General features: G+C 55.0%; 13 protein-coding genes. 3 read left to right on the top strand and 10 right to left on the bottom strand.

Going from position 1 to position 14,404, the window contains the following annotated elements:
• Positions 1–65: 65 nt before the first annotated feature.
• The 6 genes from F3J38_RS22875 to F3J38_RS22850 all read right to left on the bottom strand — a co-directional run bounded on the left by F3J38_RS22875 (position 66) and on the right by F3J38_RS22850 (position 7,059).
• Positions 66–1,205 (bottom strand): glycerate kinase, encoded by a 1,140-nt coding sequence (locus F3J38_RS22875; protein WP_167142470.1) that lies wholly within the window; start codon positions 1,203–1,205, stop codon positions 66–68.
• Between the two features lie 85 nt (positions 1,206–1,290).
• Positions 1,291–2,175 carry a 2-hydroxy-3-oxopropionate reductase gene (gene garR, locus F3J38_RS22870; RefSeq protein ID WP_034823058.1) on the bottom strand — a complete coding sequence of 295 codons (885 nt, stop codon included), beginning with the start codon at positions 2,173–2,175 and terminating at the stop codon, positions 1,291–1,293.
• Positions 2,176–2,194: 19 nt separating this feature from the next.
• On the bottom strand, positions 2,195–2,962 hold the full coding sequence (garL, locus tag F3J38_RS22865) for a 2-dehydro-3-deoxyglucarate aldolase (protein ID WP_167142466.1): 768 nt from the start codon (positions 2,960–2,962) through the stop codon (positions 2,195–2,197).
• Between the two features lie 52 nt (positions 2,963–3,014).
• Positions 3,015–4,346, bottom strand: coding sequence for a glucarate dehydratase (gudD, locus tag F3J38_RS22860; RefSeq protein ID WP_167142463.1), 1,332 nt, complete (start codon positions 4,344–4,346; stop codon positions 3,015–3,017).
• A gap of 10 nt (positions 4,347–4,356) precedes the next feature.
• Entirely contained in the window at positions 4,357–5,703 is a 1,347-nt protein-coding gene (locus F3J38_RS22855; RefSeq protein ID WP_167142460.1) for an enolase C-terminal domain-like protein, read from the bottom strand.
• Between the two features lie 9 nt (positions 5,704–5,712).
• Positions 5,713–7,059 (bottom strand): MFS transporter, encoded by a 1,347-nt coding sequence (locus F3J38_RS22850; protein ID WP_167142457.1) that lies wholly within the window; start codon positions 7,057–7,059, stop codon positions 5,713–5,715.
• 505 nt (positions 7,060–7,564) lie between these two features.
• Between F3J38_RS22850 and garD the strand changes: the two genes are divergently transcribed.
• On the top strand, positions 7,565–9,124 hold the full coding sequence (garD, locus tag F3J38_RS22845; protein WP_167142454.1) for a galactarate dehydratase: 1,560 nt from the start codon (positions 7,565–7,567) through the stop codon (positions 9,122–9,124).
• A gap of 119 nt (positions 9,125–9,243) precedes the next feature.
• Here garD and F3J38_RS22840 read toward each other — a convergent pair whose 3' ends face one another.
• The 4 genes from F3J38_RS22840 to syd form a co-directional block, all read right to left on the bottom strand.
• Complete coding sequence (locus tag F3J38_RS22840; protein WP_167142451.1) at positions 9,244–9,690, bottom strand: flavodoxin; 447 nt, start codon at positions 9,688–9,690, stop codon at positions 9,244–9,246.
• Between the two features lie 12 nt (positions 9,691–9,702).
• On the bottom strand, positions 9,703–10,482 hold the full coding sequence (gene truC / locus F3J38_RS22835) for a tRNA pseudouridine(65) synthase TruC (protein ID WP_167142447.1): 780 nt from the start codon (positions 10,480–10,482) through the stop codon (positions 9,703–9,705).
• Positions 10,482–10,808, bottom strand: a complete 327-nt coding sequence (locus F3J38_RS22830; RefSeq protein WP_167142444.1) for a YqcC family protein — start codon at positions 10,806–10,808, stop codon at positions 10,482–10,484. Before F3J38_RS22830 ends, truC begins: the two co-directional genes overlap by 1 nt.
• Before the next feature lie 586 nt (positions 10,809–11,394).
• Positions 11,395–11,943, bottom strand: a complete 549-nt coding sequence (syd, locus tag F3J38_RS22825; protein ID WP_167142441.1) for a SecY-interacting protein — start codon at positions 11,941–11,943, stop codon at positions 11,395–11,397.
• 62 nt (positions 11,944–12,005) lie between these two features.
• On the opposite strand from syd, the gene queF reads away from it, so the two are divergent.
• Together queF and ppnN are read left to right on the top strand one after the other, a co-directional pair.
• Positions 12,006–12,851: an NADPH-dependent 7-cyano-7-deazaguanine reductase QueF gene (queF, locus tag F3J38_RS22820; protein ID WP_167142438.1), complete on the top strand. Its 846-nt coding sequence runs from the start codon at positions 12,006–12,008 to the stop codon at positions 12,849–12,851.
• Positions 12,852–13,038: 187 nt separating this feature from the next.
• Positions 13,039–14,394 carry a nucleotide 5'-monophosphate nucleosidase PpnN gene (gene ppnN / locus F3J38_RS22815; protein WP_167142435.1) on the top strand — a complete coding sequence of 452 codons (1,356 nt, stop codon included), beginning with the start codon at positions 13,039–13,041 and terminating at the stop codon, positions 14,392–14,394.
• Positions 14,395–14,404 lie beyond the last annotated feature (10 nt).

Below are 14,404 nucleotides of genomic sequence, written 5' to 3'. Positions count from 1 at the left end.
GCGGCACTGTGCCACATCGGGTCAACACGGGCGATAAATCGCGCCGCTACGCTTAGCACAGGGGGTTACAACCCCTGTCCTACCTTAATGGTCGCCGCGACATTCCGCGCCGTCAGCCGCACATTCTGCGCCGCATTCTTGAGCGCGTCCTCGAGCGTGCCAATACTGAACAGCACACTAAACACCGCATCCAGTCCGTGTTGATGCACAATTCCCACATCCGAGGTTAAGCTACCGGCAATACCCACCACAGGTTTGTTGAACTGCTTTGCGACCTTGGCCACACCGATTGGCACTTTACCATTGATGGTTTGGCTATCAATACGCCCTTCCCCGGTAATCACCAGGTCTGCATCTTTCACCTGTTCGGCAAGACCCAGGGCTTCCGTGACAATCTCAATGCCTCGGCGCAATTCGGCATGGCAAAATGCGTGCAGCGCCGCGCCCATGCCCCCCGCTGCACCCCCACCCGCGATGTGCAGCACATCAATATCCAAATCGCGGTGAATGATGCCCGCGTAGTGTTCCAAAGCCTGATCCAACTGGCGAACCAGTTCCGGCGTCGCGCCCTTTTGTGGGCCAAAAATGGCCGAAGCGCCCTCTTCGCCGGTCAATGGGTTCGTCACATCGCAAGCCACTTCTATGCGGCACTGCTGAAGCCGTGCGTCCAGTTGGTCGATTTCAATGCGCGCCAACTGCGGCAACGCGCCGCCGCCGAACGCAATCTCATTGCCCTGTTTATCCAGCAAACGTGCGCCGAGCGCCTGCATCATGCCGGAGCCACCATCGTTGGTGGCACTGCCGCCGATGCCGATGATGATATGGTCAACACCGCGATCGAGCGCGTTTTTTATCAACTCACCGGTACCGAAAGAGTTGGTAATCAGGGGATCACGCCGTGCGACGGGCACTAACTCCAGCCCGCTGGCGGCGGCCATTTCGATAAAGGCCGTGCGCGCATCTCCGGATAGCCCATAAAAAGCGTCGACGGGGTCACCAAGCGGTCCTGTCACCGACAATCTGACAATACTTCCTTGTGTGGCCGCTACCATGGCTTCTACCGTGCCTTCGCCACCGTCGGCAAGCGGTATTTTCACGTATTCGGCTGCGGGGAAGATTTCACTGAATCCCGCTTCAATTGCCGAGGCCACTTCCAGGGCAGACAAACTCTCTTTATATGAATCCGGTGCGATGACAATTTTCATAGGCAATCCGAGCGCGGTGAGTGACGATTTTCCGTCCGGCAAAGGCAGTAAGCGGTCCGGCATCCAAGGACACCGGACAGGCGAACTACCGGGTGATCTCTACCTGAGCTAATTTTTCATAATAGCAAGCCAGCGCGCTATGGTCGGAAGTCCCCTTACCGTCCACCTTCAGCGCTTGCATCATTTCCATCACCGCAGCAGTCAGCGGCAGATGCGCGCCAATACCGTGCGAGGTATCCAGCGCATTAGCCAAATCTTTAATATGCAGGTCGATGCGGAAGCCCGGCTTAAAGTTACGATCCAGCACCATTGGCGCTTTGGCATCGAGTACGGTACTGCCTGCCAGCCCACCACGAATCGCCTGATAGACCAGTTCAGGGTTCACGCCTGCTTTGGTTGCCAGTGACAGTGCTTCTGACATCGCCGCGATATTCAGCGCCACAATCACCTGATTCGCCAGCTTGGTGACGTTACCTGCACCGATATCACCGGTATGCACCACCGATCCCGCCATCGCTTTCATGATGTCGTAGCACTGATCGAACACCGCTTTATCGCCACCCACCATCACTGACAGGGTGCCTTCAATCGCTTTCGGTTCGCCGCCACTGACCGGCGCATCCAACATCTTGATGCCTTTTTCTGCCAGCGCATCGTGTACTTCACGGCTAGCCAATGGCGCGATGGAGCTCATATCGATCACGATCAGGCCCGGTTTAGCCCCTTCGATGATCCCGTTGGCGCCGAGGCACACTTCTTTGACCTGTGGTGAGTTCGGCACCATGGTGATCACCACGTCTACCTGCTCGGCCACCTCTTTTGGCGTTTTCGCCACGGTGGCGCCCAACTCCACCAGCTCGGCTTCATTGCTGACGTTGTGGTCACGTACCACCAGTGAATAACCGGCTTTCACCAGGTTTTTACTCATCGGTTTGCCCATAATACCGAGGCCGATAAATCCAATTTTCATTGCCTTTCCTCTTCGTCAGTTATTTCTTAAATTTGTCGCACAGCGCCTGCGTGGCGTTGCGGAAAACACCTAAATCGCTGCCCACTGCCACAAAGGTGGCACCCCACTCAAGATAACGACGCGCGTCGGCTTCGACCGGCGCCAGAATGCCGCTTGGCTTGCCTGCCGCTTTGGCACGCTCAAAGATGTGCTTGATCACTTTCAGCACTTCAGGATGTGCAGGCTGACCGAGATAGCCAAGCGCGGCTGACAAATCACCCGGCCCGACAAAAATGCCATCCACGCCGTCAACGGCAGCGATCGCATCGATGTTATCCACGGCCTGCTGCGTTTCGATCTGCACCAGCACCGTGATGTTGTCATTGATGGTAGCGTTGTACTCCGGCAGCGTGCCGTACATGTTGCTGCGATGCGAAACTGACACGCCGCGAATGCCCGTTGGCGGATAGCGCGTGGACGCCACGGCGCGAATCGCCTCTTCCTCGGTTTCGACAAATGGCACCAGGAAGTTGTAGAAACCGATATCCAGTAAGCGCTTGATGATGATCGGCTCATTGCACGGCGGGCGCACCACCGGCGCACTGTGGCTGCCTTTCAGCGCCATCAACTGTGGGATAAAAGTGGTGATGTCGTTCGGCGCATGTTCCCCATCCAGCACCAGCCAGTCAAAACCCGCCAGGCCCAGCACTTCAGTAGAAATGGGGCTAGCAAGCGCGCACCAGCTACCAATCAGGGTTTCCCCTGCCAGTAAACGGCGACGAAAAGTGTTCGGCCAGGCATTGCTCATTGTGATTACTCCTGTCGGTTACAGCTGGCGCCCGCGCGGAGCGCCGGAAACGTTAGCGCACCAGGCACGGACGCTTGTTGTCAAAGGTCCAGTTCGGTACAAGGAATTGCATGGCTTGCGCATCATCGCGCGCGCCCAAACCGTGTTTCTGATACAGCGCGTTGGCCTGCATCACCTGATCCATATCCAGCTCGACGCCGAGACCCGGTTTTTGCGGCACCTGTACCATGCCGCCTTTAATCTGGAACGGCTCTTTGGTCAGGCGCTGGTTGCCCTCCTGCCAAATCCAGTGGGTATCGATGGCGGTAATTGCGCCCGGCGCAGCAGCGGCTACGTGGGTGAACATCGCCAGCGAAATATCAAAGTGGTTATTGGAGTGCGAACCCCAGGTCAGGCCGAAGTCATGACACATCTGCGCCACGCGCACTGAACCTTGCATGGTCCAGAAATGTGGATCCGCCAGCGGGATATCCACCGATTGCAGCGACAGCGTGTGGCCCATTTGGCGCCAGTCGGTGGCAATCATGTTGGTGGCCGTCGGCAAGCCGGTGGCGCGGCGGAATTCCGCCATCACTTCGCGGCCTGAGTAGCCCTGCTCAGCGCCACACGGATCTTCCGCATAAGCCAGCACGCCTTTGAGTTGTTTACCGAGCAGAATCGCTTCATTCAGCGACCAGGCACCGTTAGGATCGAGCGTCACGCGTGCCTGCGGGAAGCGTTTTGCCAGTGCAGTGACGGCTTCGGCCTCTTCACCACCGCGCAGCACGCCGCCTTTCAGTTTGAAATCGTTGAAGCCATATTTTTCATAGGCGGCTTCGGCCAGACGCAGCACCGTATCCGGCGTCAGCGCCTCTTCATGACGCAGGCGATACCAGTCACATTTCTCATCTTCCTGGCTCTGATACGGCAGTGAGGTTTTCTTACGATCGCCAACGTAGAACAGATAACCCAGCATCTCCACGCGATCGCGTTGCTGCCCATCTCCCAGCAGTGACGCGACGTTAACGCCGAGATGTTGGCCCAGCAGGTCCAGTAACGCCGCTTCAATGCCGGTCACCACGTGGATGGTGGTACGCAGGTCAAACGTCTGGTTACCACGGCCGCCCGAATCGCGATCCGCAAAGGTGCTGCGAACCAGATTGAGGATGTTTTTGTACTCACCCACGGATTTTTGCACCACCAGCGCCGCCGCATCTTCCAGCGTCTGACGAATCTTTTCGCCGCCCGGAATCTCCCCGACGCCGGTATGGCCTGAGTTATCTTTGATGATGACGATGTTGCGGGTAAAGAACGGCGAGTGTGCGCCGCTCAGATTGAGCAACATGCTATCGTGACCGGCCACCGGAATGACCTGCAACGATGTGATTTTCGGTGTCTGACTCATTTCCTGCTCCTTAAGCATGACGGCGTCCAAAAGCTGGACGCTTGCGGTCGAATGACCAACCGGGAACCAGATACTGCATCGCGGTGGCATCATTACGTGCGCCCGCTGGCAGTGATTTATAGAGGGCATTGGCCTGATGCAGGCGGTCCCAATCCAGCTCGACGCCGAGGCCCGGCTTATCCGGCACCGCGATCTTGCCGTTGCGGATTTGCAGCGGCTCTTTGGTCAAGCGCTGATCGCCCTCTTGCCAGATCCAGTGGGTATCGATAGCGGTGGGTTTGCCCGGTGCCGCTGCGCCAACGTGGGTGAACATTGCCAGTGAAATATCGAAGTGGTTGTTAGAGTGGCAACCCCAGGTTAAGCCCCAGTCGTCGCACAGTTGCGCCACGCGCACCGCACCGCTCAGCGTCCAGAAGTGCGGATCGGCCAGCGGGATATCGACTGAGTTGAGCATCACCGCGTGATTCATCTCGCGCCAGTTGGTGGCAATCATATTGGTGGCGACGGGTAATCCGGTGGCCCGGCGGAACTCCGCCATCACTTCGCGGCCAGAATAGCCCTGCTCGGCACCGCACGGATCTTCAGCGTAGGTCAGCACATCGCCCATGCCTTTGCACAGACGAATGGCTTCATCGAGCGTCCAGGCTCCATTGGGATCGACGGTGATGCGCGCCTCCGGGAAACGTTTTTTCAGGGCGGCCGCGGATTCCATCTCCTGCTCGCCCGGCAATACGCCGCCCTTCAGTTTGAAATCTTTGAAACCGTATTTGTCCTGTGCGGCTTCCGCCAGACGCACCACCGACTCTGGCGTCAGCGCTTCCTGATGGCGCAGGTGATACCAGTCATGGCTGGCTCCTTCGCCAGTCAAATAAGGCAGATCGGTTTTGCGGCGATCGCCGAGGTAAAACAGATAGCCCAGCACCGTGACTTCATCGCGCTGCTGGCCCGGACCGAGCAACTCGGCTACCGGTACGCCCAGACATTGACCCAGCAAATCCAGCAGTGCGGCTTCCAGCGCCGCCACTGCGTTGACGCGCAGTTCAAAGGTCCAGGCCCCTTTGCCGAAGGTATCGAAATCCGCCGACTGATTGCCCTTATGCACCTGCTGCACCAGGCGGTTCATGCGCGCCACCTGTTGGCCTTTGACTTGGGGAATCGCCTCTACCAGCGTTTGGTAAATGGTTTCGCCACCCGGTGCTTCACCTACGCCGGTGTGACCATCGCTGTCGGTCAACACCACAATGTTGCGGGTGAAGCAGGCGCTGTGTGCACCACCAATGTTCAATAGCATGCTGTCGTAACCGGCAACTGGAATCACCTGCATATCGGTAATTACCGGGGTACTTTGCGTATTCATACTCAGTCCTTATGCCCGATGTTTCAGTTCAATACGTTTGATATCACCCGTAATGAACAGGAAGCTAAATGCTGCGACAAAGGCGTGGATCCCGACATAAATCAGCGCACCTTCGAAAGAACCGGAAGCGGCGATGATGTAGCCGATAGCAATCGGCGTGACGATGCCGGAGAAGTTGCCGAACATGTTGAACAAGCCGCCGCTCAAACCGCTGATCTCTTTCGGTGCGGTATCCGCCATCACTGCCCAGCCCAGCGCACCAATGCCCTTGCCGAAGAACGCCAGTGCCATAAACAGCACCACAACCCACTCGGTTTCGGTGTAGTTACACATCACCATGCTGATGGAGAGCAGCATGCCGACCACAATCGGCGTCTTACGTGCAATGTTCAGTGAACCGGTTTTGCGCATCAGGTAATCTGAAATCACGCCACCCAACACGCCGCCCAGGAAGCCACAGATGGCGGGGATAGAGGCGATCATGCCCGCTTTCAGAATCGACATGCCGCGTGCCTGCACCAGATACACTGGGAACCAGGTGATAAAGAAGTAGGTCAGTGCGTTAACGCAATATTGTCCGAGGTAGATACCCCACATCATGCGAGTCGAAAGCAGCTGTTTGATTTGATACCACTTATCATCCCAGCTCACTTTGCGTTCAGACTTTTTGGCATCCATATTGATCAGCGCGCCGCCCTGCTCCATGTACTCCAACTCAGCCTTGTTCACACCCGGATGGTTGTTCGGATCGTGCATGAACTTCAGCCAGACGAAGCTGAGGATGATGCCCAGTCCGCCCATAAACCAGAACACATGCGCCCAGCCCACTTCGGCCACCAGCCAGCCCATGATCGGGGCGAAGATCACCGTGGCGAAATACTGCGCCGAGTTGAAAATGGCGACGGCGGTACCGCGCTCTTGTGCCGGGAACCAAGCTGCCACAATGCGGCTGTTACCCGGGAAGGAAGGTGCCTCCGCCAGACCGACCAGAAAGCGCAGCAGGAACAGTGAGATCACGATGCCGAAACCACTGAACAGGTCTACGAACCCTTGCAGCAGGGTAAACAGCGACCAGAGGAAAATACTCCAAAAGTAAACGCGTTTAGATCCAAAGCGGTCGAGCAGCCAGCCGCCGGGAATCTGTCCAATCACATACGCCCATGAGAAGGCCGAGAAGATATAGCCGAGACCGACCGAATCGAGGCCGATATCTTTAGACATGGCGGAACCGGCAATTGAAATGGTTGCACGGTCACCGTAGTTGAACGACGTGACGATAAATAACATCACCACAATCCAGTAACGGGCATTGGTGCGTTTCTGCACGGCTTCCGCTGTCTGGCTGAAACTATTCATGATGCACTCCTGAAATATAGCGAACGCTACATTCACTCTGACTGCATACACATCGCGTTGGGTATCAGAATGATGTCGGGTTAAACACGGCGATTGTTGTTATGGCAAACGATGATGCGTCGTGACGAATAACCAAACGTTGAAGAACGAGAATCAGTATAGGAACAGCCAGCAGGCGAGACATTGGAAGGAAGCACGACAATGAAGAGAGATTAGCGCCCATTTTATGGCAAATGCACATAACGCTGCGGCGTGGCTCACGGAACGGCATCTTTCACGACTAAATTGATGAATAAACAGCCTGATGGCACACACTTTGTGAGTCTCTTCACTTGTATTTGGTGAAACGAACCAAACTCAGGCAATAAAACGGCGCAAAGCCAGTCAGTTGCACAATGCGTTGGCCAATACCCCTGCATATACTGAGGCTGGCAAAAAATGATGACGTGACGGAAGCATTTACAACGCGCTGCCATGTACCGCGCGACGAACTGGAAGGTGAGCAATGAACCGACCGCTAACTGAGAAACCGCTCTATATAAAAGTGCACGACGCCGATAATGTGGCGATCGTGGTTAACAACCAGGGCTTACCGGCAGGCACGCGCTTTGATGACGGCTTGCAGCTGACTGAACATGTGCCGCAAGGGCATAAAGTGGCCTTAGTCGATATTCCTGAGCATGGCGCAATCCTGCGCTATGGTGAGGTGATTGGCACCGCGTTGCGCCCTATAGCGCAAGGTAGCTGGATTGAAGAATCTTTGGTGGCACTGCCCGAAGCGCCCCCGCTCAACAGCTTGCCATTGGCAAACAATGTCCCGCCTACACTGCCGCCGCTTGAGGGTTATACCTTTGAAGGCTATCGCAATGCCGATGGCAGTGTCGGGACTCGCAACCTGCTCGGTATCACCACCAGCGTGCACTGTGTTGCCGGTGTGGTGGATTATGTGGTGCAGATGATCGAACGCGATCTGCTGCCACGCTATCCTAACGTCGATGGCGTTGTGGCACTCAATCATCTTTATGGCTGTGGTGTGGCGATCAACGCGCCGGCTGCGGTGGTGCCGATTCGCACTATCCACAACCTCGCCCTCAACCCCAACTTTGGTGGCGAAGTGATGATTGTTAGCCTCGGCTGCGAGAAATTACAGCCGGAGCGTCTGTTGACCGGCACGCCGGATGTGCAGGCCATTTCGCTGGATGACAACGATATTGTGCGTTTGCAGGATGAGCGTCACGTCGGCTTCGGCGCGATGGTGGATGAAATTCTTCAGGTGGCTGAGCGCCATCTGAAAAAACTGAATCTGCGCCAACGCGAGACTTGCCCAGCATCAGAACTGGTGATTGGCACGCAATGCGGCGGCAGCGATGCGTTTTCCGGCGTGACGGCCAATCCGGCTGTCGGCTTTGCTTCTGATTTGCTGGTACGCTGTGGTGCCACCGTGATGTTCTCTGAGGTCACCGAAGTGCGCGATGCAATACATCTGCTGACGCCGCGCGTGGTCGATGAAAACGTCGGTCAACGCCTGCTGGAAGAGATGGCCTGGTATGATGATTACCTCAGCCAGGGCCAGACTGACCGTAGCGCTAATCCCTCACCCGGCAATAAAAAAGGGGGCCTGGCAAATGTGGTGGAGAAAGCGCTGGGATCGATTGCCAAATCAGGCCGCAGCCCGATTGTGGAAGTGTTGTCACCCGGCCAGCGCCCGACGAAGCGGGGGCTGATTTATGCGGCAACCCCCGCCAGTGATTTTGTTTGTGGTACACAGCAGATGGCGTCCGGTATTACCTTGCAGGTCTTCACCACGGGGCGCGGCACACCCTATGGCCTGGCGGCGATTCCGGTGATTAAAATGGCAACGCGCAATGCCTTGGCAGAACGCTGGCACGATTTGATGGATATTAACGCGGGCACCATTGCCACGGGCGAAGAGAGTATCGAGCAGGTGGGCTGGCGGTTGTTTGAATTGATTCTGGATATCGCCAGTGGTCGAAAACAAACCTGGTCCGATCGCTGGGGCATTCGCAATCAGTTGGCGGTGTTTAACCCGGCACCGGTGACCTGATAGCTATCCAACCCTCTCCCAACACGGGAGAGGGTGGCAATCTGGCGCTTTAAAAAATTATCACCTTATTTTTCAGAGCGTTCAGACGGCCGCCTGCCAAAGACGAAGCAAAGACAGAATTACAACAGCTTACCCCAGCTCTCAACCCACGGCGTGGTGACAGACTCAGGCTCTGGATCTTCCGTGGCATCCACTAATAGCACATCACCGATGCGTTTGGCGCTCTGCTCCTGCAAGGTGGCATCAAAGGTTTTACCCGCGCCGCAGAAGTTGTCATAGCTGCTGTCACCCAGCGCAATCACGCCGTAGCGGAGCTCTGGCTGATAACCCACTTCATCACGCACCTGCACATACAAACGCGCAATATTGTCCGGGAAGTCGCCCTGGCCAGTGGTAGAGGTGACAATCAGAATGACCTCTTGGCTATAAGCTTGCCAATCCGCCAGTGACGCATCCTCAAAAACTTTGACCTCGTGGCCCTGCTCTTCCAGTACCGGCTGTGCCTCTTCAGCCACCAACAGCGCATTGCCGTAAACCGTACCTGTAAAAATGCCAATCTTTGCCATCTTGCCGCTCCTTTATTCTGTTGCGTTATCCTGGACTGCCTCGTCGGCAAACTCAACCCTGGGAACGTCAGGGATCTGATCCTGCCAGCCAAACTGTTGCAGCATGCCTTGCCAGACGCGATCCAACCCGGCGCGGATCACCAAAGATTCTCCGGTTACCGGATGCGTCAGGCTCAGTGCACTGGCGTGCAGCATCAATCGATTCATACCAAAGTGCTCTGCAGCACCACGGTTTTGGCGCAGATCGCCATGCGCACTATCGCCAATAATAGGATGCCGCAAATGCACCATATGACGACGCAACTGATGCTTGCGGCCGGTGTGGGGTGACATTTCCACCAAGGTATAACGCGCGCTGTTGTAACGGCTGATCGCCACCGGCATTTCCACCTGAGCCAGTGAGCGATAATCCGTTACGGCAGGCTGCGCCGTGCGTTCCTGAGTCGCGAACTTATCGGCAATCTTATCCAGTTCTTCGACCAACGGATAGTCGAGCGTCGCGCTGCCATCCAGCCAACCGCGCACCACCGCGTGGTAGGTCTTCTGCATCTTATGCTGCTCGAACTGCTGGGACAGCAAATGCGCCACTTCGCTGGAGAGCGCCATTAACAGCACGCCGGAGGTGGGGCGATCGAGGCGATGTACGGTAAAAACGTGCTGACCAATTTGGTCACGTACCGTTTGCATCACCACCACTTTTTCATCGCGATCGAGCCAACTACGATGCACCAACCAACCGGACGGCTTATTAACGGCCACCAGCCATTCATCTTGATAAAGGATTTCCAGCATCAGGCAGTGGGTTCCTGAAACAGCGCATCAAAGTGGTTTAGTGTGAGAAGCAGTGCCGCATAGCCCGGCGTCGAATCTGGCAGCGCGACTTCATAGTAAGGCGCGATGGCAAAGTTCTGAGGTAGCGGTGCACCCGCTTCAATTAAGGCGTGAAAACGAGGAATCAGCACCCACTGTAGCCACTCTAATGGCTCAAGCGTATCGAGACAAAAAGGCTCGGTGCTAGTGAAGGCTTCCGCCTCAGGGGATTGAGTCTGCCAGTGATCGTGTTCGCGCATCACCGCTTCGACCTGCTGCAGCCGTTGAATAACCATTTGCGACGACATACGCCACCTCCAGAGAAAATTGGGCGGCAAGCATACCATTAGTCATTCAATGCGCAAAAAAGCCATAAAAAAGGGAGCACTGTTATTACAGTGCTCCCGGTTTCGTTTGCAGCATTCCCGCCACCGCAGTGCTCCCTGCTCATCCATGACAACTCTTCCTATGCTTTCCATTGCTTGTCATCGTGACATTTGTCCTTGGCATCCAGGCCCACCACATCCCCGCGGCTCTCATTCTCCATCCTGGAGGTGTCCCTTACTCAATCCTGAGTGTCCTGCTTCATCCTGAAGCCTTCCTTGTGACGTCAACTCCGTGACGTTCCTGCCTCCTGGCTGACATTCTCCTGAACGTCTCTTAATCCTTGGCTTCCTGCCAGTGGTGACTATTCTGTCAGAAACTATCGGAATAACAAGCTAGTAAGAAGCGTTAATGGATTAAGTCACATCTTGTTTTTAGGAGAGATGCCATAAGCTTATGATTCACAATATTTTTACATTCCGGACTTACGAAAGTCTGCAAAATGATCTAGCGATCTCTCACACTCCATGTGAGAGATCTCTTACATAGACTATATGTAAACTCTGCTAATCAGGCACTAACCGGTTGTAAAGCATTAAGAAAAGTCTGGATATCGCCAGCCAGTATCTGGCGATTTTTACTGCCAGGCTGTTCCAGAATAACTTCACCCGTTAAGTTACAGATCGCAATCACATCCTGCTCGGATTCCGTCGTCGCAATGAATAATGTCGGACTCTGTTTCAAGCGGCGCTTCATGACCAAGTGACCAATCAGGTTTTCCTGCAAGCGGGCAAAGTCTGATTCACTCCACACCTGTAACAAGGTTATCGGCTGCTGATCAAAGGTGGCCAGCATATCTCCAGCAAACTGTGAGGTATAAATGGCGCTAATTTCTGGTTGAAGCTGAATATCCAGTGCACGTTCAACCGCTTCAAGTGTCGCTGGCAATGTGAACGGCTGAGGCTGCCATAACACGCGATCGTCCAGCGTGGCGACGATACAAGGCGAAGGCACCCCCAATAAGTCTGCGCTAGCGGGTAGATGTCCAGATTGTTGCTGCCAGTGCTGAACATAACGGGCGGTAAAATCACGCAGAGCGTCTGCGGTTTGCTGCATCATTCATCTTCTCGCTTGTGATCGGTTACACTTAGCCACTTTGAAAGAATGTAGTGGTAACCGATATGTCTTCTGAAAACCGCGATCAGGCATTAAGCGGCCTGACGTTAGGTAAGCCCACGGCTTATGTTGATCGCTACGATAACACGCTGCTGCAATCTGTGCCGCGCAGCCTGAATCGTGAACCGCTTGGACTCTACCCCGATAATCTGCCCTTTCAGGGAGCAGATATCTGGACGTTGTACGAACTCTCCTGGCTTAACAGCAAAGGCGTGCCGCAGGTTGCGGTAGGCGAGGTTGTACTACGTGCTGACAGCGAAAACCTGATCGAGTCCAAGAGCTTCAAACTTTATCTTAACAGTTTTAATCAGACGGTTTTCGCGGACTGGGGTGAAGTGCGTCATACGCTGGAGCGCGATCTGCGCGCTTGCGCCAACGGCGAAGTGAGCGTCGCGTTGTTCCGTCTGAGTGAGGTAGAAGGCCAACCCATTGGCCATTTCGCCGGTGATGTGATTGACGAGCAGGACATTGAAATCCATGACTACGCTTTCAATGCCGATTACCTGGCCCAAGCGGCAGGCAGCGAAGTGGTTGAGGAAACGCTGGTCAGCCATTTGCTGAAATCCAACTGTTTGATTACCCATCAGCCGGATTGGGGTTCCGTCATGATTCGCTATAAGGGCCCGCGCATTGATCGTGAGGCGCTGCTGCGTTATCTGATCTCTTTCCGTCAGCACAATGAATTCCACGAGCAGTGTGTTGAGCGTATTTTCAATGATATTCAACGCTTTTGCCAACCAGAAACCCTGACGGTTTACGCTCGTTATACGCGCCGTGGTGGGCTGGATATCAATCCATGGCGCAGTAACGTGCCCTTCTCTCCAGGCTTCTCTCGCCTCGTTCGCCAGTAACAGATTGCGAGATGCCTCGCAGGCCGCTGCATGGATGCGCGGTTCCACTTGAGCATTGACGGCGGACAACGTTACTCTGTCCAAGGCGCGAGGGTTTTAACCTGCGTTTCCAGGGATTTTCGTCACTGCGCTCAGTCAGTTAAAGCGCAGCGTCATCAGTCACGCATTTGCGTGTGAAGGAGTGCTCTTGATTACACATATCAGCCCTTTAGGCTCAATGGATCTGCTTTCCCAGTTGGAAGTGGACATGCTGAAGCAAACGGCCAGCAGCGACCTCTACCAGCTATTTCGTAACTGCTCACTTGCAGTGCTCAACTCCGGCAGCCAGACCGACAGTAGTCATGAACTGCTTTCCCGCTTTGAAAACTTTGATATCAACGTGCTGCGTCGTGAACGTGGCGTGAAACTGGAACTGATCAATCCGCCAGAAGAAGCTTTCGTCGATGGGCGCATTATTCGCTCACTGCAAGCTAACCTGTTTGCCGTACTGCGCGACATTCTGTTTGTGAATGGCCAGCTTGAGCGTAGTGATAAGAAAAACGCTGACGATTCCGCGCATATCACCAACCAAGTGTTTTCCATTCTGCGTAATGCGCGCGCACTGCACATCGGCGAATACCCCAACACCGTGGTGTGCTGGGGCGGCCACTCGATTAACGCGGTGGAGTATCAGTATTGCCGAAATGTCGGCACCCAAATGGGCCTGCGTGAACTTAATATTTGCACCGGCTGTGGGCCAGGGGTCATGGAAGCGCCGATGAAAGGTGCTGCGGTTGGCCACGCGCAGCAGCGCTACCACGACAGCCGCTTTATTGGTCTGACAGAGCCTTCTATCATCGCGGCTGAACCACCGAACCCGCTGGTGAATGAGTTGATCATCATGCCGGACATTGAAAAACGTCTCGAAGCCTTCGTCCGTATCGCACACGGTATCGTGATCTTCCCAGGGGGTGTCGGCACAGCAGAAGAGTTGTTATACCTGCTGGGAATTTTGATGAACCCGCACAACAATGATCAAGTGCTGCCACTGATTCTGACCGGTCCTAAAGAGAGCGCCGACTATTTCCGCGTGTTGGATGATTTCATCGTCAATACTCTGGGCGAGACCGCACGTAAGCACTACAAAATCATCATTGATGATGCCGCCGAAGTCGCGCGCTTGATGAAAAAAGCCATGCCACAGGTGAAGGAGTATCGCCGTGAAACAGGTGATGCTTACAGCTTTAACTGGTCGATTCGTATCGCGCCAGAGTTACAGGTGCCGTTCGTGCCGACGCACGAAAATATGGCTAATCTGAAGCTGTTCCCTAACCAGCCAGCAGAAAAACTGGCTGCGGATCTGCGCCGTGCCTTCTCTGGCATTGTTGCCGGAAACGTTAAAGAGGTCGGTATTCGGGAAATTCGCGAGAAGGGTCCCTATCAGCTTCAGGGTGACGCAGACATCATGCATCGCATGGATGAACTGCTGCAGGGCTTTGTCGCACAACAACGCATGAAGCTGCCAGGCAGCGCCTACATTCCCTGCTACGAAATCATCAAATAACCTATCAGGA

It is taken from the genome of Candidatus Pantoea formicae (assembly GCF_011752625.1).
GTDB classification, from domain to species: domain Bacteria; phylum Pseudomonadota; class Gammaproteobacteria; order Enterobacterales; family Enterobacteriaceae; genus Pantoea; species Pantoea formicae.
The sequence above is the reverse complement of the archived record's forward strand: the minus strand, read 5'-3'. Positions and strand labels throughout refer to the sequence as shown.

Bases quoted from the DNA above. Each gene is read 5' to 3' on its own strand.
- F3J38_RS22875 (WP_167142470.1), bottom strand. From the start codon at position 1,205: ATGAAAATTGTCATCGCACCGGATTCATATAAAGAGAGTTTGTCTGCC.
- garR (WP_034823058.1), bottom strand. From the start codon at position 2,175: ATGAAAATTGGATTTATCGGCCTCGGTATTATGGGCAAACCGATGAGT.
- garL (WP_167142466.1), bottom strand. From the start codon at position 2,962: ATGAGCAATGCCTGGCCGAACACTTTTCGTCGCCGTTTACTGGCAGGG.
- gudD (WP_167142463.1), bottom strand. From the start codon at position 4,346: ATGAGTCAGACACCGAAAATCACATCGTTGCAGGTCATTCCGGTGGCC.
- F3J38_RS22855 (WP_167142460.1), bottom strand. From the start codon at position 5,703: ATGAATACGCAAAGTACCCCGGTAATTACCGATATGCAGGTGATTCCA.
- F3J38_RS22850 (WP_167142457.1), bottom strand. From the start codon at position 7,059: ATGAATAGTTTCAGCCAGACAGCGGAAGCCGTGCAGAAACGCACCAAT.
- garD (WP_167142454.1), top strand. From the start codon at position 7,565: ATGAACCGACCGCTAACTGAGAAACCGCTCTATATAAAAGTGCACGAC.
- F3J38_RS22840 (WP_167142451.1), bottom strand. From the start codon at position 9,690: ATGGCAAAGATTGGCATTTTTACAGGTACGGTTTACGGCAATGCGCTG.
- truC (WP_167142447.1), bottom strand. From the start codon at position 10,482: ATGCTGGAAATCCTTTATCAAGATGAATGGCTGGTGGCCGTTAATAAG.
- F3J38_RS22830 (WP_167142444.1), bottom strand. From the start codon at position 10,808: ATGTCGTCGCAAATGGTTATTCAACGGCTGCAGCAGGTCGAAGCGGTG.
- syd (WP_167142441.1), bottom strand. From the start codon at position 11,943: ATGATGCAGCAAACCGCAGACGCTCTGCGTGATTTTACCGCCCGTTAT.
- queF (WP_167142438.1), top strand. From the start codon at position 12,006: ATGTCTTCTGAAAACCGCGATCAGGCATTAAGCGGCCTGACGTTAGGT.